At 69.2% G+C, this 22749-nt stretch carries 27 protein-coding genes; 12 read left to right on the forward strand and 15 right to left on the reverse strand.

The annotated features are described in order from the left end of the window. Positions 1-71 precede the first annotated feature (71 nt). Complete coding sequence (locus ACWIGI_RS12680) at positions 72-494, reverse strand: hypothetical protein (RefSeq protein WP_454202505.1); 423 nt, start codon at positions 492-494, stop codon at positions 72-74. Positions 495-716: 222 nt separating this feature from the next. On the opposite strand from ACWIGI_RS12680, the gene ACWIGI_RS12685 reads away from it, so the two are divergent. From ACWIGI_RS12685 to ACWIGI_RS12695, 3 genes are all read left to right on the forward strand, one after another. Then, positions 717-1304 (forward strand): TetR/AcrR family transcriptional regulator, encoded by a 588-nt coding sequence (locus ACWIGI_RS12685; protein ID WP_454202506.1) that lies wholly within the window; start codon positions 717-719, stop codon positions 1302-1304. Between the two features lie 202 nt (positions 1305-1506). Then, positions 1507-2226, forward strand: coding sequence for a carbohydrate-binding protein (locus ACWIGI_RS12690; RefSeq protein ID WP_454202507.1), 720 nt, complete (start codon positions 1507-1509; stop codon positions 2224-2226). Positions 2227-2384: 158 nt separating this feature from the next. After that, entirely contained in the window at positions 2385-3143 is a 759-nt protein-coding gene (locus tag ACWIGI_RS12695) for an APH(3') family aminoglycoside O-phosphotransferase (protein ID WP_454202508.1), read from the forward strand. Between the two features lie 62 nt (positions 3144-3205). Here ACWIGI_RS12695 and ACWIGI_RS12700 read toward each other — a convergent pair whose 3' ends face one another. Both ACWIGI_RS12700 and ACWIGI_RS12705 read right to left on the reverse strand, forming a co-directional pair. Further along, a complete protein-coding gene (locus ACWIGI_RS12700; RefSeq protein ID WP_454202509.1) occupies positions 3206-3541 on the reverse strand; it encodes a hypothetical protein in 336 nt (111 codons plus the stop codon). 3 nt (positions 3542-3544) lie between these two features. Next, positions 3545-4132, reverse strand: a complete 588-nt coding sequence (locus tag ACWIGI_RS12705) for a hypothetical protein (protein WP_454202510.1) — start codon at positions 4130-4132, stop codon at positions 3545-3547. A 319-nt stretch (positions 4133-4451) separates the two neighbouring features. Here ACWIGI_RS12705 and ACWIGI_RS12710 point away from each other — a divergent pair, with 319 nt between their 5' ends. Then, positions 4452-4787, forward strand: a complete 336-nt coding sequence (locus ACWIGI_RS12710) for a hypothetical protein (protein WP_454202511.1) — start codon at positions 4452-4454, stop codon at positions 4785-4787. Here the strand turns inward: ACWIGI_RS12710 and ACWIGI_RS12715 are convergent. From ACWIGI_RS12715 to ACWIGI_RS12725, 3 genes are all read right to left on the reverse strand, one after another. After that, positions 4784-5074, reverse strand: a complete 291-nt coding sequence (locus ACWIGI_RS12715; protein ID WP_454202512.1) for a GNAT family N-acetyltransferase — start codon at positions 5072-5074, stop codon at positions 4784-4786. The two genes, ACWIGI_RS12710 and ACWIGI_RS12715, sit on opposite strands and share 4 nt — an antisense overlap. Before the next feature lie 46 nt (positions 5075-5120). Then, complete coding sequence (locus ACWIGI_RS12720; protein ID WP_454202513.1) at positions 5121-6500, reverse strand: FAD-binding oxidoreductase; 1380 nt, start codon at positions 6498-6500, stop codon at positions 5121-5123. Positions 6501-6636: 136 nt separating this feature from the next. After that, on the reverse strand, positions 6637-7152 hold the full coding sequence (locus ACWIGI_RS12725) for an anthrone oxygenase family protein (protein ID WP_454202514.1): 516 nt from the start codon (positions 7150-7152) through the stop codon (positions 6637-6639). 112 nt (positions 7153-7264) lie between these two features. Here ACWIGI_RS12725 and ACWIGI_RS12730 point away from each other — a divergent pair, with 112 nt between their 5' ends. Then, a complete protein-coding gene (locus ACWIGI_RS12730) occupies positions 7265-7849 on the forward strand; it encodes a TetR/AcrR family transcriptional regulator (protein ID WP_454202515.1) in 585 nt (194 codons plus the stop codon). A 65-nt stretch (positions 7850-7914) separates the two neighbouring features. Here ACWIGI_RS12730 and ACWIGI_RS12735 read toward each other — a convergent pair whose 3' ends face one another. Genes ACWIGI_RS12735 through ACWIGI_RS12745 form a run of 3 tightly spaced genes read right to left on the reverse strand, consistent with a single transcriptional unit; the run spans position 7915 to position 10771 of the window. Further along, positions 7915-9333, reverse strand: a complete 1419-nt coding sequence (locus tag ACWIGI_RS12735) for an NAD(P)(+) transhydrogenase (Re/Si-specific) subunit beta (protein WP_454202516.1) — start codon at positions 9331-9333, stop codon at positions 7915-7917. A 2-nt stretch (positions 9334-9335) separates the two neighbouring features. Continuing rightward, positions 9336-9653, reverse strand: coding sequence for an NAD(P) transhydrogenase subunit alpha (locus ACWIGI_RS12740; RefSeq protein ID WP_354986783.1), 318 nt, complete (start codon positions 9651-9653; stop codon positions 9336-9338). Continuing rightward, complete coding sequence (locus ACWIGI_RS12745) at positions 9653-10771, reverse strand: Re/Si-specific NAD(P)(+) transhydrogenase subunit alpha (protein WP_454202517.1); 1119 nt, start codon at positions 10769-10771, stop codon at positions 9653-9655. The genes ACWIGI_RS12740 and ACWIGI_RS12745 overlap by 1 nt, the downstream gene beginning before the upstream one ends. Positions 10772-11101: 330 nt before the next feature. Between ACWIGI_RS12745 and ACWIGI_RS12750 the strand changes: the two genes are divergently transcribed. Genes ACWIGI_RS12750 through ACWIGI_RS12760 form a run of 3 tightly spaced genes read left to right on the forward strand, consistent with a single transcriptional unit; the run spans position 11102 to position 12327 of the window. Further along, positions 11102-11551, forward strand: coding sequence for an HIT family protein (locus tag ACWIGI_RS12750; RefSeq protein WP_454202518.1), 450 nt, complete (start codon positions 11102-11104; stop codon positions 11549-11551). Next, positions 11548-11682 carry a hypothetical protein gene (locus ACWIGI_RS12755; RefSeq protein ID WP_454202519.1) on the forward strand — a complete coding sequence of 45 codons (135 nt, stop codon included), beginning with the start codon at positions 11548-11550 and terminating at the stop codon, positions 11680-11682. The genes ACWIGI_RS12750 and ACWIGI_RS12755 overlap by 4 nt, the downstream gene beginning before the upstream one ends. A gap of 6 nt (positions 11683-11688) precedes the next feature. Next, the gene (locus ACWIGI_RS12760) at positions 11689-12327 is read left to right on the forward strand and encodes a Type 1 glutamine amidotransferase-like domain-containing protein (protein ID WP_454202520.1); all 639 of its coding nucleotides are present in this window, start codon (positions 11689-11691) and stop codon (positions 12325-12327) included. 10 nt (positions 12328-12337) lie between these two features. Here ACWIGI_RS12760 and ACWIGI_RS12765 read toward each other — a convergent pair whose 3' ends face one another. Continuing rightward, the gene (locus tag ACWIGI_RS12765; RefSeq protein ID WP_454202521.1) at positions 12338-13792 is read right to left on the reverse strand and encodes an MFS transporter; all 1455 of its coding nucleotides are present in this window, start codon (positions 13790-13792) and stop codon (positions 12338-12340) included. A gap of 62 nt (positions 13793-13854) precedes the next feature. Between ACWIGI_RS12765 and ACWIGI_RS12770 the strand changes: the two genes are divergently transcribed. Next, complete coding sequence (locus tag ACWIGI_RS12770; protein WP_454202522.1) at positions 13855-14370, forward strand: MarR family winged helix-turn-helix transcriptional regulator; 516 nt, start codon at positions 13855-13857, stop codon at positions 14368-14370. A gap of 31 nt (positions 14371-14401) precedes the next feature. Here the strand turns inward: ACWIGI_RS12770 and ACWIGI_RS12775 are convergent, their stop codons facing one another. Both ACWIGI_RS12775 and ACWIGI_RS12780 read right to left on the reverse strand, forming a co-directional pair. Next, entirely contained in the window at positions 14402-15760 is a 1359-nt protein-coding gene (locus tag ACWIGI_RS12775; RefSeq protein ID WP_454202523.1) for an MFS transporter, read from the reverse strand. A gap of 134 nt (positions 15761-15894) precedes the next feature. After that, complete coding sequence (locus ACWIGI_RS12780; protein ID WP_454202524.1) at positions 15895-16779, reverse strand: NAD(P)H-binding protein; 885 nt, start codon at positions 16777-16779, stop codon at positions 15895-15897. Positions 16780-16852: 73 nt separating this feature from the next. On the opposite strand from ACWIGI_RS12780, the gene ACWIGI_RS12785 reads away from it, so the two are divergent. Further along, the gene (locus ACWIGI_RS12785; protein ID WP_454202525.1) at positions 16853-17809 is read left to right on the forward strand and encodes a cupin domain-containing protein; all 957 of its coding nucleotides are present in this window, start codon (positions 16853-16855) and stop codon (positions 17807-17809) included. Positions 17810-17873: 64 nt separating this feature from the next. Beyond that, on the forward strand, positions 17874-18305 hold the full coding sequence (locus ACWIGI_RS12790; RefSeq protein WP_354986794.1) for an acyl-CoA thioesterase: 432 nt from the start codon (positions 17874-17876) through the stop codon (positions 18303-18305). 3 nt (positions 18306-18308) lie between these two features. On the opposite strand, the gene ACWIGI_RS12795 is transcribed toward ACWIGI_RS12790, so the two are convergent. The 3 genes from ACWIGI_RS12795 to pdhA are packed head-to-tail and all read right to left on the reverse strand — an operon-like array spanning position 18309 to position 21785. Then, entirely contained in the window at positions 18309-19646 is a 1338-nt protein-coding gene (locus ACWIGI_RS12795; RefSeq protein WP_454202575.1) for a dihydrolipoamide acetyltransferase family protein, read from the reverse strand. Positions 19647-19692: 46 nt separating this feature from the next. Then, entirely contained in the window at positions 19693-20676 is a 984-nt protein-coding gene (locus tag ACWIGI_RS12800; protein ID WP_454202526.1) for an alpha-ketoacid dehydrogenase subunit beta, read from the reverse strand. After that, positions 20673-21785: a pyruvate dehydrogenase (acetyl-transferring) E1 component subunit alpha gene (gene pdhA / locus ACWIGI_RS12805; protein ID WP_454202527.1), complete on the reverse strand. Its 1113-nt coding sequence runs from the start codon at positions 21783-21785 to the stop codon at positions 20673-20675. The genes ACWIGI_RS12800 and pdhA overlap by 4 nt, the downstream gene beginning before the upstream one ends. 182 nt (positions 21786-21967) lie before the next feature. Between pdhA and ACWIGI_RS12810 the strand changes: the two genes are divergently transcribed. Continuing rightward, on the forward strand, positions 21968-22486 hold the full coding sequence (locus ACWIGI_RS12810) for an Lrp/AsnC family transcriptional regulator (RefSeq protein WP_454202528.1): 519 nt from the start codon (positions 21968-21970) through the stop codon (positions 22484-22486). Positions 22487-22749: the final 263 nt, after the last annotated feature.

Below are 22749 nucleotides of genomic sequence, written 5' to 3' on the forward strand. Positions count from 1 at the left end.
GCCAATTGCGCGTGAGTTCCTGCACGCCGAGGCGGACCGTGCTGCACCGGGAACCGAGCAGGCCTCAGCGACTACTCGGAATCCGGCCCCGCGACCCGCACCGGCACCGCGCACGTCACGGCCCCCACCACGAACGTCACCGTGGTCGGCTCCTCCGACGCGTCCGCGTCGGCCGTGATCTCCACTGACAGTTCGGGATTCGCCGACGTATCGAGGGTGATCCCGTCGAAACTCAGCACATCCGCGCGGGAGTCGGCGCCGGGTTGGTAGCTGGTCCCGTCCCCGCCCGTCAACTCGTGCCGGGTGAAGCTCAGGCCCGAATCGGGAACGACGCCGACCACTATCCGGACCTCGCCCACCCCGCCCTCGTCGTTCGGCGTCACGCGCACGCCCACCCGTGCCGTACCGCCGCCCGGGGTGATGGTCACTTCCTCCGGACTGGGTTCGACGGTGAAGGGATGTCCGATCTCGCCGGTGAGTCCGATCGCGCTCATAGTCCGCTCCTGCCCTGCGTCAAGCCACTGGGAACCACACTCGCCGACTACCCGCTGTCGCGCTCGCCATGCGCTCCCCCGACCGGCCGGGGCGGTGCGCACGACACGCCGTCCGTCGGGCGGCACCGAACGCAATCCGCCTGACCTGCGTAAACGACGTCTACTCTGCGTCCGGGTCATCCGGTGATTAACCGATTACATATCTGGGGAGCGCAGACACAGATGACGAAACCACCCCTGCCGCGCGATGCTGCCGCGACGCGCCGCCGAATCCTCGATGCCGCCACCGCCGAGTTCGCTGCCTTCGGCTTGGCCGGCGCCCGCACGGCGCGCATCGCCGAGGCGGCACGCTCGAATCCCCGCATGCTCTACGCCTACTACGGCAGCAAGAACGCCCTGTTCGCCGCGGTCCTGAACCACCACGCGGCTGCGCACATGACGATCCCCTTCGATGCCGAGGATCTACCCCGCTACGCCCTGCACCTCTTCGACCACTACCGCGCTGCCCCGCACCTGGCCCGCCTGCTCCTCTGGCAGTCTCTCGAACGCCCCGACCTCGCGAATGCCTCCCCCACTCTCCGAGCCGCTACCGAGCACAGGATCGCCGCGATCGAATACGCACAATCCACCGGCCACGTCACTCTCGCGGTCCCGGCCGCCTCCCTCCTGGATCAGATCCACACCCTCGCCCGCGCCGACGTCACAGAGTCCACGCTCCCGTTCCAGCGAACAGCCGACCAACGACACGAACTGGCTTTCGCCGTCGCCGCTCTGGTCGACCCGCGTCGTGTCGCGGCAACCACCCCTTGATGTCGCTGGGATTACGCTGCACCATCACATGTGCCAACCCGAACAGACGGAATTGCGCTGTGTCGCACTAGAAGTCGATCTTCAGCACCCGGCGGTCCGGTAGCCGATTCGATGCCCGGTTTTCTGTCGCCCCCGGCTGTTAGCTTTCTGCGTGTTCGCCTCCGCGAACGAATTTTATTGCTGGAACGCAGGAGATCTACGCATGACATCTGCTCATGTACGCCGGGCGAGCGCCGGAGCCGTCATCCTGGCGGCTATGGCCGCGGCGGCCGGTGTCGCCGCCACGCCCGCGACTGCCGGATTGACCACGATCACGGTGTCCGACACCGATATTCGTGTCGGCCGACCGATTACGGTCACGGTGCACTGCGAGGTTCGCAGCACCGTCGCCGTCGCCATCGATGTCGATCCCTATTCGGCCGAACCGGGTGACATCCTGGAGGGCCGGGCGGTCGCACCGGATGAGAATCTGCTGGCCACCGTGCAGTGGACGCCGACCACGGCCGGTACCCACACGATTCAGGCCTACGGTTGTGCGCTCGGTTCGCCGCCGGACTACCGCCCGCCGACCTCGACTCTCACCGTGACCGTGCAGGCTGCGCTGCCCACCGTGCCCGCGTGGCAGCAGGGTGCGGTCTACAACGTGGGCGACGTCGTCACTTTCGACGGTGCGCAGTACCGGGCGATTCAGGCGCACACCGCGCACGATGCCGGGTGGACTCCCGCCGCGACGCCCGCACTCTGGCAGAAGTTGCCCGCGCCCGGCGGACCGGCCGTCTCGACGTGGGCTCAAGGGCTGGCCTACAACACCGGTGATGTGGTCACTTTCGACGGTGCGCAGTATCGATGCCTGCAGGCGCACACCGCCCATGATGCCGGATGGACTCCGGCAGCGACTCCCGCTCTGTGGCAACGACTCTGAGCGTGTCTCGCTGAGCCGTGCCCGTTCTCGACGCCCGAGGCCGGGCACGCCTCGAATCCGGGCACTGCACTCTTCCTGCAAGTCCGACCACTCTCGGCGCACCCGTCGCCGCCGAAATGCAGAGGCTCGAGCGGTGTCCCGGTGGCAGACTCGGGCGCATGGGTGACTGGGAAGTGGTGACCGTCGGATGTAGTGACGCCGTCGTACGGCGCAGTGCCGACGGCAGCCGGTTCGACAAGACGGCGACGACGGCCGCCGCGCGGGCGGAGTTGGCGGACGAGCGGGACCGGCTGCTGTGGCTCGCCCGCGCAGGATTTGGTGCGCCGCGCGTCCTGGATTGGATTGAAAACGGGGGCGGGTCCACGCTCGTCACCTCGACCCTGCCCGGGATCCCCGCGAGCGAGCTGTCATCCACCCTGGCCACGATGGCCGTCGACGCCCTGGCGGACTACCTGAAGTCGCTGCACGCGTTGCCCGTCGACAGCTGCCCGTTCGATCGCACACTGGCGGTGACCATCCCGGCGGCGGCCGCGAACGTGGCGGCCGGACTGGTGGACGAGGACGACTTCGACGGTGAGCGCGCAGGCCACACCGCGGCACAGCTGCTGGCCGAACTCGAATCGGACCGCCCACGCGCCGCCGCCTCGGAAGCCGCCGATCTCGTCGTCTGCCACGGCGACTTCTGCCTGCCGAACGTGCTGCTCGATCCCGAAACCATCACGGTGACAGGGGTTCTCGACGTCGGCCGCCTGGGCGTCGCCGACCGCCACCTGGATCTGGCGCTGCTCACCCGGTCGGTCGCCGACCCCGACCTCAACCCCGCCTACGGTCCCGAACTGGCCGCGCGGGTCGCCGAGCGCACCGGCGCGGACCCCTGGCGCCTCGACTACTACCGCCTGCTCGACGAGTTCTTCTGAGCTGCTGTTCTGTCGGGCTCGGCTACGTCGGTGGTGCACGCGCCGAGCAAGCCGCCGTCGACCTACTTCATGCACGTCTTCTCGTTGTAAGCCACGATTCGTTCCAGCACCGTCGGGTCGAGTTGACCCGCCGGCTCGATCCCGGAATTGGCGGCGATCATTGCCTTCTCCTGCCAGGCGGCGAACTCCAGCCAATCCGCCTTGACGCTGTCCGGCGAGACATCGGCGATCGCCCGCAGCTTCGGCACGGTCTCGGAATTGGCGATGTCGGGAACGTAGCTGCCGCTGCCCAGGTCCTTCAACGCGCTGCAGTAGGCGTCGTCATCGTCGCCTCCGCATCCCGTGAGAAGCGCTGTGCCCAAAGCGAATACGGTGGCGGCCAGAGTGATTCGGCGCATGCCTCAGCCCTTCAGTTGTTCCAGAACCCGACGCGCCTGCTGTTGCGCGGCATCGGCCAGATCGGCCTGCGCGAGCGGCGCGGCCACATTGAGAATCAAGCTCAACTCGATCGTCCCGTCGAGCACCATGATCTCGTAGCTCGACGCCGTGTTGAGCATGGCGGTCGGATCGAAGTCCCGTTTCGTCCACACGAAGTAAGCCTCGGACCCCAGTCCGGAGACCCCGCCGCCGGTGGTGACGGCGGAGCCGTTCTTGGCGAACCGAACGCCCATCTCGTATCCGGAGCGCGCCTCGCCGGCCGACTTGTGCACCACCGCCTGGAGTGCGAACGCGGCCAGCCGCGTGGACTCGTTCCTGGCTTCGCAGCTCAGCACGGTGCCGAGGATGTTCTCCTCCCGCGTGTGGTTGCGCTCGCCCGCTGTGGACTCCCACGTGTTCAACACGGTGAGATCGAGCAGATCGCAGGCGTTGGTCACCGTCGGCGGCGTGTAGGCCGGCGCGGCTGATTTCTCATCGCCGCCATCGTCACCACACGCGGCGGCCCCGAACATCACCAACGCGCCGACGGTCGCGAGAATCGAACGCCGCATCGAGAACCCCCTTGCACCGGCCGGTCACGGCCGCGTGCGAACGGTAACACGCCGCGGGCGGTTGCGGCCGTCGCTTTTCGAGCCAGATATCGGCTCCCACCACCGATGATCCCGTTCGCTCGGATTCTGCGGGTCCGGAATCCCGCAGTCCCGCAGCGCCTCCGCGTGTCGCCGCGAAAACCCTTAGATAGCTGAATAATTGCTCGATCCGCAACATCCCCGGTAGCCGGGTGAACGGGGAGTTCTCGATACGGTTTCCTCAGGTAAACCATGGCTTTCGGGACTGTCGGCCCGCGAGCGACGGGTGCACTATGGATCCATGGCCGGAGTCGAAATCAACGACACCTTCGTCCGGCGCACGCTGGCCAACGGACGAGTGGAAGAGGTCGCGTGGACCGAGCTGGCCGAGGTGCGCATCATCACCACGGCGGACGGACCGTTCGCCGAGGACGTGTTCTTCGTGCTGATCGGCGCCACGGGTAAGGGGTGTGTCGTACCGCATTCGGCGGCCGACACCGGGTTCCTGGCGCGACTACAGGCGCTACCGGGCTTCGACAACGAGAAGGTGATAGAAGCCATGATGAGTGTGGCCGACCGCCAGCTGCTCGTGTGGCGGCGGTCGGAGTCCTCGGGCGGGGGTTACCGCGCGAACTAGCCGACCAGATCGGCGTATTCGGGGTGCTCGGCGATGTACTTCTCGACGTACCAGCACGTGGGGACGACCGAGAAGCCTTCCGCGCGTGCGTCGTTCAGCGCGAATTCGACCACCTGCGCGGCCACGCCGCGGCCCCGGAACTCGGGGAAGGTGAGTGTGTGCTGGATGTCGCGGACCTTGCGATCGCCTCGGGTGCTCTCCGCGTAGTCGGCGTAGCCCGCGAGCGTGTCGTCGAGATAGATCTCGTAGCGCGTGGCGTCGGCGTTGTGTTCCAGCCTGGTACTCATGGTCGGTGTGAACTCCCTTGTCGTGCGGATTGTTCCGGCCGGCGGTTCAGAGCACGGCTCCCGGATTGAGTATCCCGTGCGGATCCAGGGCTTGTTTGATCCGCCGGGTGAGTGCCATCACATCGGGCCCGACCTGGTCGGGCAGCCAATCCTTCTTCAGCCGCCCGACGCCGTGCTCGCCGGTGATGGTGCCGCCCAGGGCGATGGCCAGGTCCATGATCTCCCCGAACGCCCGATGGGCGCGCGCGGCCTCGTCCGGGTCGTTCGGGTCGTGCACGATGAGCGGGTGGGTGTTCCCGTCGCCCGCGTGCGCGATGACCGAGATGAGCACGCCCCGCTCCCGGGCGATGTCGGCGACGCCGTTGATCAGTTCGCCGAGCCGGGGCAGCGGCACCCCGACGTCCTCGAGCAGCAGCGGTCCCTTGCGTTCCACGGCCGGGATGGCGAATCGCCGCGCGGCGCAGAACGCTTCGCCCTCGTCCGGATCGTCGGTGCGGAAGGCTTCGGTGGCCCCGGCCTTCTCGCAGGCGGCGAGCATGATGTCCGCTTCGTGTCCGGCGTGTTCGCCGGGTGCGTCGGAACGGGCCACCAGCAACCCCGCCGCGTCCCGATCCAGCCCCATCCGCAGCTCGTCCTCGACCGCGTTGACCGCGACCGCGTCCATGAACTCGAGCATGGACGGCCGCAGCGTCCCGGTGATGGCGAGGATGGCGTCGGTGGCGGCGGTGAGGGTGGGGAAGGTCGCGACCACCGTGGACTGCGGCGGCTGCGCCGGCAGGAGCCGCAGCGTGAGTTCGGTGATGATGCCGAGCGTGCCCTCGCTGCCGACGAAGAGTTTGGTGAGCGAGAGCCCCGCGGAGTCCTTCAGCCGCGGCCCGCCCAATCGCACGGCCGTCCCGTCCGCGAGCACCACTTCCATGCCGAGCACGTAGTCGGTGGTCACGCCGTACTTCACGCAGCACAGCCCGCCCGCGTTGGTGGCGGCGTTGCCGCCGATGGAACAGATCTCGAACGAGGACGGGTCCGGCGGGTACCACAGCCCGTGCTCGGCCACGGCCCGCTTGACCTCGGCGTTCAACAGTCCCGGCTGCACGACCGCGGTCCGCGTGACCGTGTCGACCGCGATGTCGCGCATCTTCTCGGTGCTCAGCACGAGCGCCCCGTCCTGCGCGGTGGCCCCGCCGGACAGCCCGGTTCCCGCCCCGCGCGGCACGATCGGCACGCCCCGTTCCTGCGCCCACCGCACCACGGCCGCAACCTGTTCGGTGGTGAGCGGCCGCACCAGCGCCAGCCCGATCCCGGCGTTCGGGTCGAACGCCCGGTCCTGCCGGTATCCCGCCAGCACGTCGGGGTCGGTCACGACTATCCCGTCGGGCAGCAGGGAGCGCAGCGAATCGAGGTCGACGCCAGAGCTGTTCGGTTCCACCCTCAAAAACTACGTGTATCGCCAGAATCGGGCACCCGATACGGGCTGATGTCGCGTTGCGAGTGTCGCCGGTTCGAGCCCGCCCGTGTGGCGAGCCTGCCGCCGGCGCGATGCGGATGAGCTCGGACACCGGAGGTCACGCGGTTACGGGTGTGCGGCGAGCGCCGTCGAGATCCCGCCCGGATTCCGCGCTCACGCGCGGCCCCCACACCGCGAGCGCGATCAGCAGCGCGAACGCCCCGAGCCCGGTCAGCGTGCGCAGCACGTGGAAAACATCCCAGCGCGCGAGGATCTCGGCGTAGTCGGCGGGCGCACCGGTCAACGCCCACTCGTTGATCCGGTGATTGATCGGCACATTGCCCAGCCGCGTGATCGCGAATGACGCCGCCACCAGCGCCGCCGCGCCCGCAGCGACCTTCCGCACCGGCCCGCGCCCCAGCCACGCGAGCGTGAGACAGCTCAGCGCCGCGACGGCCATGGTGGCCTGCATGCTGATGCTGTTCATCTTCATGAGCTCGGTGTGAAACTCCAGCCGCATCTGCAACGGCACCCGTCGGAACGTGGGCGCGAGATTGACCGCGCCGTAGCCGAAGGCCCCGGCGAGCAGCCCGGTGGACAGCAGTGCGGCGGTGAGAACGAACCGATGCGACACGAAATCTCCTGGGGCGCTGACGAAGCGGAGCGCATGCCACCGCTGTCGTACAATTCTGACAACGCTGTAAAGGTTAAGTCGCCATCGACAACTTTGACAAGGGTGTAAGAGTTTGTCCGCAGAATCCGAGCCCCGCCGCCGCGCCGACGCCGAGCGCAGTCGCGCCGCCATCCTCGACGCCGCCCTCGCCCTGCTACCGGATCAGCCCGGCGCGGGCATGTCGGCGATCGCCGCGGCCGCCGGGGTGAGCAGGCAAACCATTTACGCGCACTTCCCTTCTCGCGACGACCTGCGCGTCGCGGTCGCCGACCGCCTCGCCGCCACGACGGCCGCCGCGATGTCCGACGCCGATCTCACCGCGGGCTCGCCCACCGCCGCCCTCCTCCGAGTGCTTGACATCAGCTGGCGCACCTTCGAAGCCAACACCCCCGTCATGCGCAACCTCGGCCCCGTCGCCCCCAAGGACGGCTACGCCCGCCACATCCCGGTCACCGACCACCTGCTCCCGCTCCTGCGTCGCGGCCTCGTCTCCGGCGAATTCACCTGCGGCACAACCCCGGAATGGCTCGCGACCGCCATAGTGTCCGTGGGCGCCGCCGCCAAACAGGCGGTGAAGTCCGGCCGCATGACCCGCCCGGAAGCCGAAGCGGCCCTGCGCGAAAGCGTCCTGCGCCTCGCCGGCGCGGACGGGGGATAACGACGATGGCCCGCACCCCTCATCGGGTGCGGGCCATCGATTGCCTTGCGGTGGCAGGGAATCCCCTACAGCTGCTTCAGCTCCTCGGTCACCGAGCTGACCGACTTCTTCGCGTCGCCGAACAGCATGGAGGTGGTGTCCGCGTAGAACAGCGGGTTGTCGATGCCGGCGAAGCCGGAGTTCATCGAGCGCTTCAGGACGATGACCGACTTGGCCTTGTCCACGTCGAGCACCGGCATGCCGTAGATCGGGGACGAGGAGTCCTCGCGGGCGGCCGGGTTGGTGACGTCGTTCGCGCCGATGACCAGGGCGACATCGGTGCGGCTGAACTCGCCGTTGATGTCGTCCATCTCCTTCATCGCGTCGTAGGAGACCTCGGCCTCGGCCAGCAGCACGTTCATGTGGCCGGGCATACGACCGGCGACGGGGTGAATCGCGTACTTGACCTCGACGCCCTTGGCCTCGAGCAGCGCCGCCATCTCCTTGACCGCGTGCTGCGCCTGGGCGACGGCCATGCCGTAGCCGGGCACCACGATGACCTGGTTGGCGTACGCCATCTGGATCGCCGCGTCGGCCGCGGAGGTGGCCTTGGCCTGCTTCTGCTCGCCGCCGGCGCCGCTGGGCGCGGTGCCGCCGCCGCCGAAGCCACCGGCCACGATGGCCGGGATCGAGCGGTTCATGGCCTTGGCCATGAGGTTGGTCAGGATGGTGCCGGACGCGCCGACGATCATGCCCGCCACGATCATGGCGGTGTTGTTCAGCGCCAGACCCGCGGCGGCGGCCGACAGACCGGTGAGCGCGTTGAGCAGCGAGATGACGACCGGCATGTCCGCGCCGCCGATGGGCAGCACGACCATCAGGCCGAGGATGCCCGCGAGCACGAGCACCAGGATCATCCAGTACTGCGGCACACCGTCATTGGTGGCGCCGATACCGATGACGACCGCGGCCGCGATGGAGCCGAGCAGCAGCAGCAGGTTCAGCGGCTGCTGCAGCTTGCCGATGCCGATCGGGCGGCCGGGCAGCGTCTCCTGCAGCTTGAGGAACGCGATGATCGAGCCCCAGAAGGACACCGAGCCGATGATGGCCGCGAACAGCGAGCCGATCACGATGTGGACGGTGGGCTCTTCGCCGTGCTTGAACGCGGAAAAGCCGGTGGTGTCGATGAATTCGGCCCACGCGATGAGGGCCACGGTGCCACCGCCGACGCCGTTGAACGCGGCGACGAGCTGCGGCATGGCGGTCATCTTGGTGAAGCGGGCCGGGGGCACGCCCAGGCCGATGCCGACCACGAGACCGGCGACGATGATGATCCAGTTGCTGGTGTCGCGAATCGAGATGAAGGTCGCGATGACCGCGATCACCATGCCGATGGCGGCGATCCAGTTGCCGCGCACCGCCGTCTTCGGGCCCGTCAGGCCCATGAGGCCGTAGATGAAGAGCGCGAAGGAGACGATGTAGAGAATGTTGACGAGATTGTCCATGGCTACTTACCGGCCTTCTCGGTCGCGGCGGGCTTCTTGGCCTTGAACATGCCGAGCATGCGGTCGGTGACCACGAAGCCGCCGACCACGTTCAGCGTGCCGAAGACGACCGCGACGAACAGAATGATCTGCATGAGGATCGAGGGGTCCTCGACCTTGCCGAACACCACGAGCGCGCCGAGCACCACGATGCCGTGAATGGCGTTGGTGCCGGACATGAGCGGCGTGTGCAGGGTGTTGGGCACCTTGGAGATGACCGCGAAGCCGACGAACCCGGATAGCACCAGGATCGCGATGTTCGCGAGAAGTTCGGTGTACATCAGGCTTCCACCTCACGCGTGACGCAGGAGTCGGCCAGCACCTGATCGCTGAAATCGGGGGCCAGGGCGCCGTCCTTCAGCATCAGTTCCAGCAGGGCCGAAATGTTCTTGGAGTACAGCTCCGAGGCGTGCTCGGGCATGGTCGCCGGCAGGTTCAGCGGCGAGCAGATCGTGACGCCGTGGCGCACAACGGTTTTGCCCGGCTCGGTGAGCTCGCAGTTGCCGCCGGTCTCGCCCGCCATGTCGATGATGACGCTGCCGGGCTTCATGCCCTCGACCGCGGCGGCGGTGACCAGGCGCGGCGCGGGACGACCCGGAACCAGCGCGGTGGTGACCACGACGTCGAACCCCTTGATGGCGTTCTCGAGCGCGGCCTGCTGCTGGGCCTTCTCGTCCTCGGTGAGTTCGCGGGCGTACCCGCCCTCGCCGGCGGCGTCGATGCCCAGGTCCAGCCACTGCGCGCCGACCGAGCGCACCTGATCGGCGACCTCGGGGCGGACGTCGTAGCCGGTGGTCCGGCCGCCGAGGCGCTTGGCGGTGGCCAGGGACTGCAGTCCGGCCACGCCGACGCCGAGGACCAGCACGGTCGCGGGCTTCACGGTGCCCGCGGCGGTGGTGAGCATCGGGAAGAAGCGCGTCGATTCCGACGCGGCCAGCAGCACGGCCTTGTAGCCGGCGACGTTGGCCTGCGAGGACAGTGCGTCCATCACCTGGGCCCGGGAGATACGCGGAATCGCCTCGACGGCGAACGCCTGGACGCCCGCGGCCTTGAGCGCGCCGATCTTGGTGTCGGCGTTGCGGGGCGCGAGGAAGCCGATGAGCGTCTGCCCGCTGGAGAGCTTGGCGATCTCGGCGTCGTTCGGCGGCGCGACCTTGACGACCACATCGGCCGACCACGGATCGCCCACGGTGGCGCCCGCTTCGACGTATGCTTCATCCGGGATGAGCGCGCCCAGTCCGGCCCCGGCCTCGACGATCACTTCCACGCCCTGCTTCAGCAGGGAGGGAATGATCTTCGGCACCAATGCGACGCGTCGTTCGTCCGAGTTCGTCTCGCGAACTACGCCGACGCGTGCACCGCGGGGCGCAGCCGTCTGTGCGCTCTGCGTTGTGTCCACTGTCAAAACTTCCTTCTCGATGATGAACCGGAGCCACCGTGTTGCACGTGATGGGCCGGGTCACCGGTCCAAACGGTGAGGCCGAACTTACTGACAAGTAAGTTCGTGAGAATTCTCGCAACTGTACCTGGTCCGGCGTGAGCGTAGCGGAGATAGCGATCACATGGTGTTGCTAGAAACGCTCACCCGGCAATCGTCCGCAAGCCCGCTACCGGCCACAAGTACGCACGACGGTGTGCGCTACTTACTGGTAGGTGTGTTTCCAGTTGGGGCGAACGGTGTCTGCGAATGGGGTGTCGCGGCTCACTCGTACGCCGTAATGTCTGCCGGGTGAGCGGCTGTATCTTCTGCGAGATCGTGGCGGGCTCGGCGCCCGCGACCAAGGTATTCGAAGACGACACCCTGGTGGCGTTCCTCGATATCCGGCCCATCACGCGGGGGCACATGCTGGTGATCCCCAAGGAACACGCGTCCGACCTGAACGCGCTGGACCCGGCGCTGGGCGCGCGGCTGTTCACCGCCGGGCACCGGCTCGCGAAAGCGGTGCGCCGCGGCGATCTCGGCGCCGACGGGGCGAATCTGGTGCTCAACGACGGCAAGTCGGCCTTCCAGACCGTGCACCACGTGCACCTGCACGTCATACCGCGGCGCACGGGCGACATCCTGACCTTCGCGAAGGGGTTCGTCATGCGCCGCCCGCACGATCGGGAATCCACCGCCGCGGCCATCCGGGCGGGGCTGGAGCGGCTGACCGCGGAGGAAAGGGAAACCAGCACATGACCGACACGGTGCCCGACCACGCCGCCCGCGCGGCCACCTTGCCCGGCCAGTGGGACACCCGCACCCGGCCAGTGGACGGGGTCCGCCCGGGCGGTAATGCCCTGGTCCACGGCCTCGACAGCGCCTGCTGAGCCCCGGTGCGACTCTTTCTGTCCAGCTATCGTTTCGGCGCGCACGCCGATCGGCTGCTCGCCATGCTCGGTGCGCCCGGGCGCGTCGCGGTGATCGCCAACGCCTGCGACGCCTGGCCCTCGGCCTGGCAGAGCGCGGTCACCAGTGATCTGGTTCCGTTGCGCCGCATGGGTTTCGCGCCCGAGGTGGTGGACCTGCGCGACTACGTCGGCCGGACCGCGGCCCTGGAGCGCACGCTGACCGGTTTTCCACTCGTGTGGGTGCGCGGCGGCAACACCTTCGTGCTGCGCGCCCAATTCGCCCGCAGCGGAGCCGATGTCGTGCTGACCCGGCTGCTGGAGCGGGACGCACTGGTCTACGCCGGCTACAGCGCGGGCGCCTGCGTGCTGACCCCGGATCTGCACGGCCTCGAGTCGATGGACGACCCCGAGGAGGTGCGCACGGCATGCGGGGTGGAGCCGCGCTGGGACGGATTGGGCCTGGTGGATCGGCCGATCGTCCCGCACCTGGATTCGCCGACCGACCCGGAAGGGCTGTCGCGCAAACTCGCTCGTGAGTACCTGGCCGCCGGCACACCGCACTGGGCGCTGACCGACGACCACGTCGTCCTGGTGGACGGGGACCGCACCGAGGTGCTCACCTAGCGGGGTATCGCTAGAACCCCTTGTGCCGCAGCCCGTGTCCGAGCGCCACCGCCGCGGCCGCGAACGCGCCGACGGACAGCACGGCGAAGCTCGCCACGTAGGCGTTCACGCTGGGCGCGTGGGTGCCCGCCATGACGTGCGCGGACAGGATGGACGCGGTGACCGCGCCCGCGATGCTGCCGCCGGCGGTGCGCACGAGGGAGTTGATGCCCGAGGCGATGCCACTCTCGCTCATGGCAACGTGCTGCACCGCGAGGGTGCCCAGGGCCGCGTAGCCGATGCCGAATCCGGTGCCCTGCAGGACATTCGCGATGATCATGTCGTAGCCGTGATCGTGCGAGAAGGTCAGCCAGCCCATCGAGAGTCCGGCGAAGGCCGAGCCGATGGCCAGGGTGTACGCCGGGCCGATCTTGGCGGCGATGCGGCCGGTGCGGAAGGAGAAGAAGGTCATCAGCGCCGAGCTGGGGATGCCGTACAGGCCCACCGCGAGCACGGAACCGGACAGGCCGTAGCCGACCTTGTCGGCGGGGGTCTGGATGAAATTCGAGATGAGCGTGAAGGATCCGAACATCGAGAAGCCCAGCAGCGCCGAGGCCAGGTTCGCCGAGAGCGACTGCGGGCCGACCAGCAGCTGCAGGCGCACCAGCGGCTGCTCCACCTTCAACTCGACGAACACCCAGATCACCGCGAGCACGATGGCCGTGCCGAACAGTGCCAGCACCGAGCCCGAACTCCAGCCCCAGCGCGGGCCCTCGCTGATCGCGAGCAGCAGCGAGACGAGCAGTCCGGCGAGCAGGGCCGCGCCGATGTAGTCGGGCTTGCCGCCGTGGCGCACACCGTTGTTCTTGGCGCTCACCTGGATCAGGACGGTGGCGACCACGCCGAGGGCGGCGGTCAGCCAGAACACCGGGTGCGGATCGGTGGTGTGATCGGCGATGACGCCGGTGATGAGCAGGCCGACGGTGCCGCCGACGCCCATGGTGCCGGACACGACGCCGATCGCGCCGACCAGTCGCTCCCGCGGGAACGTGTCGCGAATGATGCCGATGGCCAGCGGGATCATGGCCGCCGAGATGCCCTGCAGTGACCGGCCGACGATGTAGACGCCGAGCGTGGTGGCGAAGGCGCAGATCACCGACCCCGCGATGAGCACGCCCATGGTGATCATGACCATGGGCTTCTTGCCGTACATGTCGCCGAAGCGCGCGAGCAGGGGAGTGGCGACCGCGCCGGTGAGCAGCGAGGCGGTGAACAGCCAGGTGACACCGGCGACGTCGGTGTTCAGCTGCACGATCATGCGCGGCAGCAGTGGGATGACCACGGTCTGCTGCAGCGAGACGACCAGACCCGCCGCGCACAGCGCGAGCAGGGTGAGGCCGAGGTGCGCCGGCTTGTTGTCCGGGGCGGGGGTCGTCGCGGCAGCGGGGATGCTCCCACCGCCCTGACCGACTGCGGTCGAAGTCATGCGCTGTTCCTCTTTTGTATTACTTACCAAAATTAAGTAAATGGGTTTCGTAAGATAACCACATGCCGCCGCCGGAAGCCATCTCCCCCCACGAGGTCGACGAGGGTCACGTCGTGGAACTCGAGCGTGCGCTGGCCCGCGTCGCCTACCTGCTGACCAGGGTCCGCCGCCACGACCGCGCCATGCACGAGTGCGGTCTCACCATGGACCGCGCCAGCGTCCCCCTGCTGCGGGTGCTGGTCGACGCCGAGGAGCCGATGCGCCTGGGCGAACTCGCCACCCGCCTCGACGTCGAGGCCCCCCATGTGAGCCGCCAGATCCAGCGCCTGGAGAAGTCCGGCCACGTCGAGCGCGTCCCCGATCCGGACGACCGCCGCGCCCAGCGCGTGCGCCCCACCCCCAAGGCCCGCGAGGCCGTGGAAGCCATCCGCGCGGTGCTGCGCGGCTGGATGCGCGAGGCCCTCACCGACTGGTCGTCGGAGGACCTGAAGGCCCTGGCCGTCCTCAATCACCGGATGGTCGACGACTTCCTGGACCACGCCGACCAGGTCGGCGATCTCACCGCCCGCCCCCGCTGATCCACTCCGGCCGATCTCGGCCGGGGTACCGCTATGTCGCGCGGCCCGATCCGGCCACCGCGCGGGCGCCCCACGCGCACAGCAGGAGGGCCAGCAGCGGGACGACCATCGTCGTGGTGAGCGAGACCAGTTGGGTGAGCCAGCCGATGATCGCGGGGCCGGCGAGCAGGCCCACGTAGCCGACGCCGAAGACCCGGGACATGTCGGTGGCGGAGGTGGCCGAGCCGAGATTGCCCGCGGCGGTGAAGACCTGGGGCACGCCGCCCGCCAGGCCGATGCCGCACAGGGCCCAGCCCAGGATGGTCAGGGGGAGCCAGTCGGACACGGTGATCAGGGCGAAACCCGCTGCGGCCAAGAGGGTTCCCCAGCGCAGCACGGCCACCGGTCCGAGCCTGCCCGCCACCCGGTCGGCGCCGAACCGGCCCGCGGTCATGGTCGCGGAGAACGCGGCGAAGGCCAGCCCCGCCGTACCCGTGTCGACCTCGAGGCGGTCGCGCAGCTGTAGCGCGCTCCAGTCGGCCGCGACTCCCTCGGCCATGAGGAGAACGAACGCGATTCCGCCGAGCGCCAGCACTTTTCGCGTCACACCCGCGCGGCCCGCCGCCGCCCGGGAGCCCGGATCGCCGGTCGTCTCGGCTTTCGCCGTTTCCGTGGTGGACGGCGTCGAGTCGGTGGTTCGTGCTGCTGCGAAATCCGGTGCGGACACCCCGGCCGCGGCGGAGCCCGGTACGGGCTCCCGGGTCGACTCGTCGGGCGTCAGCGGGCGCACCTGCCCGTTATCCTGCTGTGCCGCAGGGGAATCAGATGTCCGGTGGTGGGTGCTCGGCAGCAGGCGAGGCGCGCAGACGGCCACCAGGGTGAGACCGAAGGCCGCCGCTACAAGAAAAGTGACGTGGATGTTCCAGTCCGCGCGCTGGGTGGCGGCCCCCGCGAGCGACCCCGCCAGCCCGCCCAGGGAGAACAGCGCGTGGAACGCCGCCATGATCGGCCGGGCATACGCCCGTTCCACGTGGACCGCCTGGGCGTTCATCGACACGTCGAGCATGCCGTTGCCGAAACCGTAGGCCACCAGAGCGAGTGCGAGGGTGAGCGGCGAGGTGGCGAACGCCAGGCCGGGCAGGGTCAGGGACAGCAGGGTGGCGGCGGTCGCGGTGAGGGTGCGGCTGCCCAGTCGGTCGGCGAGCGGTCCGGCGGTCTGCATGCCCACGATGGCGCTGGTGGCCATGAGCAGAATGAGCATGCCCAACAGGCTGTGTGAGACGCCCGTGCGCTCGGAGACCGCCGGAATGTGCACGATCCAGATGGCCGAGAGCAGACCGTTCAGCCCGAACACCACGAACAGCGCGGCGCGTGCGAGTCGAATCGGGGGAGCGGGCGTCGCAGCGACCATTGGTACGACGCTACCGGCAGAACCGGCAGCTCCCCGTGACCCCGGCGATCGTGGCTTCGTCGACACTCCCGGCCGGGCTTCGAATCGGTACCGGATCGAGGTTCCGAATCCGGTGGAATACAACCTGTTTCGTCTCAATTGTAGGCCCGGGCACCGACAGATTTACCCCGCGCTGTGACCGAGAAGACACCGGAAACCGCCACGTCGCGGGCGTACTCGGCGAAATCCCGGGGCCCACGGCCCAGGGCCCGCCGCACCCCGTCGGCCGGCGTGGCGTTGCGCCCGTCCAGCAGCACCCCGAACAGATAGTCGAGCAGGCTGATCTCCGCACCCGGCACGCCGCGCGCACTCAGGGCCGCAATGTATTCCGTGCGCGACACCGACTCGAACGACAGCTCCAGCTCGCAGGCCGCCCCGAGTTCGGCGATCGCCGCGGCGAAGGACAGCGCGCGCGGCCCGGTCAGCTCGTACACCTGCCCGGCATGCCCGTCGCGGGTCAGCGCCGCCACCGCGACATCGGCGATGTCGTCCGCGTGCACGAAGGGTTCGGGCGTCGCCCCGACCGGCAGAGCCAGTGTCCCCGTGCGCAGTTCGCTCGCGAAGAGACCCTCGTCGAAGTTCTGCGCGAAGAACGCGCAGCGCACGATCGTCCACTCCGGCCCCGAATTCCGCACTATCTCCTCGCATTCCAGCGCCTCGGGCTCCGCGCGCCCGGACAGCATGACCACCCGCCGCACCCCGGCCGCCGCCGCCCGCGCGGTGAACGACTTGAGGGCCGAGGTCGCGCCCGGCATCGCCAGGTCCGGCGCGTAGGCGAGATAGACCGCCGCGACGCCGTCCAGCGCCGCCGCCCAGGTGGTGCGGTCGTTCCAGTCGAAGGCCGGATCGGCTCCGCGCGATCCGAGCCGCACCGGTATCCCGAGCGCGGTCAGCCGGGCGCTCACCCGCCTGCCGGTCTTACCGGTCCCGCCCAGCACCAGGACGGTATCCGCGCTGCTGGGGATGTCTTTATCGGTCATGCCACCAGTACATCGAGAAGCCCTGAGACTGAACATGGTTGAGAAGCGCCCGCACATTTGCCATCGTCTAGGTATGGATGCGTTGGCCAGCTTGCTCGAAGGACCACGTGCGCGGGCCGCGTTCGTGATGCGATCGTCCTTCGACCCGCCCTGGTCGCTGCGCATCCGGGACGAAGCCCCGCTCACGCTGGTGGCGATGGTGCGCGGCGGCGGCTGGATCGTCCCGGATCCCAAGGGCGGCAAGCAGATCGCGCCCCGGCAGCTACGCGAGGGCGATATCGCGATCTTCCGCGGCCCGGACCACTACACCGTCGCCGACGATCCCGAGACCGAGCCGCAGGTCATCATCCATCCGGGTCAGATCACCACCACCCCCGACGGTGAGGTGCTCTGCGAGACGCTCAGCCTGGGCATGCGCAGCTGGGGTACCAGCGCCACCGCCGCGAACGTGCTGGTCACCGGCACCTACGAGCAGGAGTCGGCCGCCAGCCGGCGGCTGCTGCGGGCACTGCCGCCCATCGCGGTGCTCGCCCGCGACGAGGTCGACACCCGGGTGCTCGACCTGCTGGTGGAGGAGGCCGCCAAGGATCTGCCCGCCCAGGGCGCGATGCTGGACCGCCTGCTGGATCTGCTGCTCATCGCGACCCTGCGGGCCTGGTTCTCCCGGGCCGACGCCCCCGCCTGGTACCACGCCTACGCCGATCCGCTGGTGGGCAAGGCGCTGCGCCTCATGCAGCACAACCCCGCGCACGGCTGGACCGTCGCGTCGCTGGCCGCCGAGGTAGGCGTCTCGCGCGCGGCCCTGGCCCGGCGGTTCACCGAGCTGGTCGGCGAGCCCCCGATGGCCTTCCTCACCGATTGGCGCCTGGCCCTGGCCGCGGACCTGCTGCACGAGTCCGACGCGACCCTGGAGTCGATCGCCCGCCGCGTCGGCTACGGCAGCGCGTTCGCCCTGAGCACCGCCTTCAAGCGCCACCACGGCATCAGCCCGCGCGATCACCGCAATGCCTCGGACGAGCGCAGCGCCTGACCGTCCGGCGTCTGCCAGAACCCCGCCGTATCGCCCCGCGCGGAAATCCCCTACCGTCCGTGGGGTGACGGATGAGCGATACCCGGTGCTCTGGCCGGTGCCGACCCGCTGGGCGGACAACGACCACTACGGCCACGTGAACAACGTGACCTACTACAGCTACTTCGATACCGCGGTGAACGCGTGGCTCATCCACGCGACCGGCACCGACATCCGGGATCTGCCCGCCATCGGCGTGGTGGCGCAGACCTCGTGCAAGTTCGTCGGGTCGATCAGCTTCCCCGATCAGCTCCGGGTCGGCATTCGCATAGCGCGCCTGGGCAATTCGAGCATCAACTACGACCTCGCCATCTTCCGCGAGGCGGGCGGCACGCTGGAGCTGGCGGCGACCGGCACCTTCGTGCACGTCTACGTCGACGAGGTGACCCGCAAGCCGGTGCCGATCCCCGCGGTGATCCGCGAGGCCGCCGAGCCGCTGGTGGTCACCTACTCCTAGCGGCTAGACGCGACCGAGCAGGGTCAGGGGATCCTCCAGGAGCGCGGCCACGGCGGACAGGAACCGTGAACCCTGTTCGCCGTCGATCATGCGGTGGTCGAAGCTCAGGCCGAGGGTGGTCACCCAGCGCACGGCGATCTCGTCGCGATGCACCCACGGGCGCTTGCGGATCGAGCCCAGGCACAGGATCGCCGCCTCGCCCGGATTCACCAGCGGCACACCGGCATCCACGCCGAAGACACCCACGTTCGAGATGGTGAGGGTGCCGCCGGTGAGATCGGCCGGGGTGGCCGTGCCGGACCGCGCCAGCTCCGCGACCCGGCCGATGTCCTGGCACAGGTCCCGCAGGCTGAGCGCCTGCGCCTCTTTCAGATTGGGCACCAGTAGCCCGCGCGTGGTGGCCACCGCGATGCCGAGGTTGGCGTAGTGCTTGGTGACGATCTCCTGGTTCGCTTCATCCCAGGAGGCGTTCAGCTCCGGGAACTCGCTCAGCGCCACCAGCGTCGCCTTGGCGACCAGCGCGAGCGGGGTGAGCGTGAGCCCGGCGAAGGTCGGGGTCGCGCGCAGATGATCGAGCAGTTCCATGGAACCGGTGAAATCGGTGGTCACGAACGCGCTGGCCTGGGGAATGTGCTGCGCGCTCGCCACCATGGCCGCCGCGGTGCGCTTGCGCACGCCGGTGATGGGGGTGCGGGTTTCGCGTTCGCCGGGCGTCCGGCCCGCTTGCGCGGGGCCGACCGGGGTGACCGGCGGTGCGGTGTGAATCGGGATGTGTTCCGTGCCGGGGCGTTCGTCGCGCAGATCGCGCACGGTGACCGCGCCGTCGGGCCCGGACCCGGCGACCGAACCCAGGTCGACGCCGGTGTCGCGGGCCAGTCGCCGGGCGCCCGGGGTGGCCGCCGGCCGTCGGCGGGCGAGCCCCTCGTGTCCGCGATTCAAGCCCGTGTCCGCGGTGGTGCCGCTGGCCGTGGCCGCCGCCCGGGCGCGCCGCGAGACGGGCTCGCTGTCGGGCCCGTAACCGACCAGCACCGCCTGCCGTTCCGGCGCGGCGGAGTCGGCCGTGTCCGCGACAGCGGAGGACGCCGGTCCCGCAACGGATTCCGCGTCCGCCGCGGTCCCGATCCGGATGAGTCCCGCGCCCACCGGCACGGTCTCCCCGGGCTGCGCGAGCAGCTCCAGCACCGTCCCGGCATACGGACTCGGTAGCGCCACCTGAGCTTTCGCCGTCTCGACCTCGGCGATGACCTGATTCAGTTCCACCGTGTCGCCGACCCGAACCGCCCACGACACCAATTCGGCATCGGCCAATCCCTCACCGAGATCGGGCAATTGGAATTCCATGACCTGACGCTGTTCTTCCACCGAGCTTCCTCCGAAGGCATGACCGTTAGGCGGCGAGCGTGCGATCGACCGCGGCGAGAATGCGGTCGGGGTCGGGCAGGTGGTGCCGTTCGAGCTTAGCGGGGGGATAGGGGATGTCGAAGCCGCCGACCCGCAGCACCGGCGCTTCCAATTCATAGAAGCAGCTTTCGGTCACGCGCGCCGCGATTTCCGCGCCGAGACCGCCGAATACCGGTGCTTCATGGACGATGACCAAACGTCCGGTTTTGCGGACGGAGGTCTCGATGGTGTCGAAATCGATCGGCGACAGGCTGCGCAGATCGATCACCTCCAGCGAATGCCCCTCCGCCGCCGCGATATCCGCGGCGCCCAGCGCGGTGGCGACGGTGCCGCCGTACGCGACGATCGTCGCGTCGTCCCCGCTCACGCAGACGCGGGCGCTGTCCAGCGGCAATCCGCCGTCCCGGTCCAGCTGCGCGAAGTCGACCTCGGCCTTGTCCCAGTACCGCCGCTTCGGTTCGAAGAACACCACCGGATCGTCCAGCGCGACCGCCTGGCGGATCATGAGATACGCGTCGGCCGGATTGCTCGGCGACACCACCCGCAACCCGGCGGTGTGCGCGAAATACGCTTCCGGGGATTCGGAATGGTGTTCGACAGATCCGATGCCGCCGCCGAACGGAATGCGAATGGTGATGGGGGCGATCACTTTTCCACCCGTTCGATAGTGAATTTTCGCCACCTGGCACACGATCTGGTCGAATGCGGGATACACGAATCCGTCGAACTGGATTTCGCACACCGGCCGCAGTCCACGCAACGCCATTCCGAAAGCCGTTCCTATAATGCCGGATTCGGCCAGCGGCGTATCGATGACCCGGTTGTTCCCGAAGTCCTTCTGCAGGGTGTCGGTGACCCGGAAGACACCGCCCAGCCTGCCGATGTCCTCGCCCATGAGCAGGACCTTGGGATCGTCCTCGAGCGCCCGGCGCAGTCCGAGGTTGATCGCTCCCGCGAAGGTGGTCTTCATGACCGTGCTCCCTCCAGATAGGCGGCGTACTCGGCGCTTTCGCGTTCGATGAGACGGTGCGGGGTGGCGTACACGTGCTCGAACAGCGCGCTCGGCTCCGGGTCGGCCATGCCGAGGGTGGCGCCGCGCAGGCGCGCGGCCACCGCGTCGGCGGTCACGGTGACCTCCTGCGCGAAATCGCTGTCCCACAGCCCTTCTCGCTCCAGCAGTCGGCGCAGACGGTCGATGGGGTCGCGCCGCCGCCACAGTTCGATCTCCGCGGCCGCGCGATAGCGGGTGGGATCGTCGGCGGTGGTGTGCGGTCCCATGCGATAGGTGATGGCCTCGATGAACGACGGGCCGCCGCCCGCGCGGGCGCGCACCAGGGCCTGCCGGGTCACCGCCAGCACCGCGAGGGCGTCGTTGCCGTCGACCTGCACCGCGGGAATTCCGTAGCCGGCGGCCCGGCGCGCGATCGGGGTGGCGCTCTGCACCCGTACCGGCGCGCTGATGGCCCAGTGGTTGTTCTGGCAGAAGAACACCACCGGCGCGTCCCACGAGGCGGCGAAACCCAGCGCCTCGGCGATGTCGCCCTGGCTGGTGGCGCCGTCGCCGAAGTAGGCGATGGTGGCGATCTCCGCGCCCTCGAGCTGGGCGGCGTACGCGTAACCGGTGGCGTGCAGGCCCTGCGCGCCGACCACGATGGCCGGATTGGTGATGTTGAACGCGTCGGCGTCCCAGCAGGAGTGCGCCACCCCGCGCCACAGCGCGGTCATCTGCTCGGGCGGCACCCCGCGGCAGTAGGCGACGCCGGCTTCGCGGTAGCTGCAGAAGGCGTAATCGTCCGGGTGCAGGGCGTGCGCGGAACCGACCTGGGCGGCTTCCTGACCGAGCAGCGGGGGCCACAGACCCAGCTGGCCCTGCCGTTGCAGGGCGGTGGCCTCGGTGTCGATGCGGCGGGCCACGACCATGTCGGTGTACATCGAGCGGAGGCGGTCACCGCCGATGTCGGCGACGAGCGGGGCGTGCGCCCGGTCGTGGACGCGGTGCCCGTCGGGCTGCACGAGCTGTACCGGGTAGGGGATCTTCTCGATATCGCCCTGCGGGGGAGAGATGCGCTGCTCTGGCATCGGTATCGCCTCCTCGAAACGCCGGGTACACCGTGGGCGCCGGGGGATTGTGTCCCGTATCGACGGCGGTGTGTGGCCTGTACCACACAGCATCCTCCGCTGTGCGATCTGCGCAAGTACCAAGGTCAAAACTGAGCAGAATGCGCGGTTGAGCCCCCGGTCGGCGTGTCATACTGCCTTTCATGAGCAGCAGGGAACCCTTCACCGGCCCGCTCGACGCCACCGATGCCCGGCTGTTGCTGGAACTGGTGGACAACCCCCGCGCCACCGGCGTGGAACTCGCGGCCAGACTGGGTCTCTCCCGGAACACCGTGCAGGCCAGACTGGCTCGCTGGGAGGCCGCCGGGGTGCTCGCCAGCGTCGAACGCCGGGTCGAACCCCGCGCCCTGGGCTATCCCCTGGCAGCCCTGGTGTCCGTGGTGGTCGACCAGCACCGCCTCGACGCCGTGGTGTCCGCGCTGGCCGAGATTCCCGAGGTCACCGAGGTCTGCGGCACGACCGGCGCGACCGATCTGATCGTGCGCGTCGTGGCGGTCGACGCCGACGACCTCTACCGCCTGGCGGGCCGGGTCCTCGAGATCCCCGGCGTGGAACGCACGAACACCTCCCTGCTGATGCGCTCCCTGGTGGGCCCGCGCACCGCGCCCCTGCTGGACCGCCTGGCCGGAACCAACGGCACCCCCGACCCCGACTCGAACTGACTCGCGCCCCGCACTCACTCCGATTTCAGTCCAGTTTCGCTGCATTGGCCACTGACCGGACCCGGAGTGGACCGGGACCATGGCCCGATGACGTCTCTCGCCGCCACCCCCGCCGCCGATGGCCCCGCGAACGGCCACGGCCGCGCGACGGTGCCGCCCGGTGAGGTTCCGGCGGGCGCCGCACCCGCGGGCGAGCCCGGCACGACGGCAGCCGGTCCCGCCGCACTCGGCGCCGAGGCCGGGGCACCCGCCGATCTGTTGGC

The sequence above is a fragment of the Nocardia sp. NPDC055321 genome (assembly GCF_053645575.1).

Excerpts from the sequence above, each read along its gene's own strand:
- ACWIGI_RS12680 (WP_454202505.1), bottom strand. The coding sequence starts at position 494 with ATGAGCGCGATCGGACTCACCGGCGAGATCGGACATCCCTTCACCGTC.
- ACWIGI_RS12685 (WP_454202506.1), top strand. The coding sequence starts at position 717 with ATGACGAAACCACCCCTGCCGCGCGATGCTGCCGCGACGCGCCGCCGA.
- ACWIGI_RS12690 (WP_454202507.1), top strand. The coding sequence starts at position 1,507 with ATGACATCTGCTCATGTACGCCGGGCGAGCGCCGGAGCCGTCATCCTG.
- ACWIGI_RS12695 (WP_454202508.1), top strand. The coding sequence starts at position 2,385 with ATGGGTGACTGGGAAGTGGTGACCGTCGGATGTAGTGACGCCGTCGTA.
- ACWIGI_RS12700 (WP_454202509.1), bottom strand. The coding sequence starts at position 3,541 with ATGCGCCGAATCACTCTGGCCGCCACCGTATTCGCTTTGGGCACAGCG.
- ACWIGI_RS12705 (WP_454202510.1), bottom strand. The coding sequence starts at position 4,132 with ATGCGGCGTTCGATTCTCGCGACCGTCGGCGCGTTGGTGATGTTCGGG.
- ACWIGI_RS12710 (WP_454202511.1), top strand. The coding sequence starts at position 4,452 with ATGGCCGGAGTCGAAATCAACGACACCTTCGTCCGGCGCACGCTGGCC.
- ACWIGI_RS12715 (WP_454202512.1), bottom strand. The coding sequence starts at position 5,074 with ATGAGTACCAGGCTGGAACACAACGCCGACGCCACGCGCTACGAGATC.
- ACWIGI_RS12735 (WP_454202516.1), bottom strand. The coding sequence starts at position 9,333 with ATGGACAATCTCGTCAACATTCTCTACATCGTCTCCTTCGCGCTCTTC.
- ACWIGI_RS12740 (WP_354986783.1), bottom strand. The coding sequence starts at position 9,653 with ATGTACACCGAACTTCTCGCGAACATCGCGATCCTGGTGCTATCCGGG.
- ACWIGI_RS12755 (WP_454202519.1), top strand. The coding sequence starts at position 11,548 with ATGACCGACACGGTGCCCGACCACGCCGCCCGCGCGGCCACCTTGCCC.
- ACWIGI_RS12765 (WP_454202521.1), bottom strand. The coding sequence starts at position 13,792 with ATGACTTCGACCGCAGTCGGTCAGGGCGGTGGGAGCATCCCCGCTGCC.
- ACWIGI_RS12770 (WP_454202522.1), top strand. The coding sequence starts at position 13,855 with ATGCCGCCGCCGGAAGCCATCTCCCCCCACGAGGTCGACGAGGGTCAC.
- ACWIGI_RS12775 (WP_454202523.1), bottom strand. The coding sequence starts at position 15,760 with ATGGTCGCTGCGACGCCCGCTCCCCCGATTCGACTCGCACGCGCCGCG.
- ACWIGI_RS12780 (WP_454202524.1), bottom strand. The coding sequence starts at position 16,779 with ATGACCGATAAAGACATCCCCAGCAGCGCGGATACCGTCCTGGTGCTG.
- ACWIGI_RS12785 (WP_454202525.1), top strand. The coding sequence starts at position 16,853 with ATGGATGCGTTGGCCAGCTTGCTCGAAGGACCACGTGCGCGGGCCGCG.
- ACWIGI_RS12795 (WP_454202575.1), bottom strand. The coding sequence starts at position 19,646 with ATGGAATTCCAATTGCCCGATCTCGGTGAGGGATTGGCCGATGCCGAA.
- ACWIGI_RS12800 (WP_454202526.1), bottom strand. The coding sequence starts at position 20,676 with ATGAAGACCACCTTCGCGGGAGCGATCAACCTCGGACTGCGCCGGGCG.
- pdhA (WP_454202527.1), bottom strand. The coding sequence starts at position 21,785 with ATGCCAGAGCAGCGCATCTCTCCCCCGCAGGGCGATATCGAGAAGATC.
- ACWIGI_RS12810 (WP_454202528.1), top strand. The coding sequence starts at position 21,968 with ATGAGCAGCAGGGAACCCTTCACCGGCCCGCTCGACGCCACCGATGCC.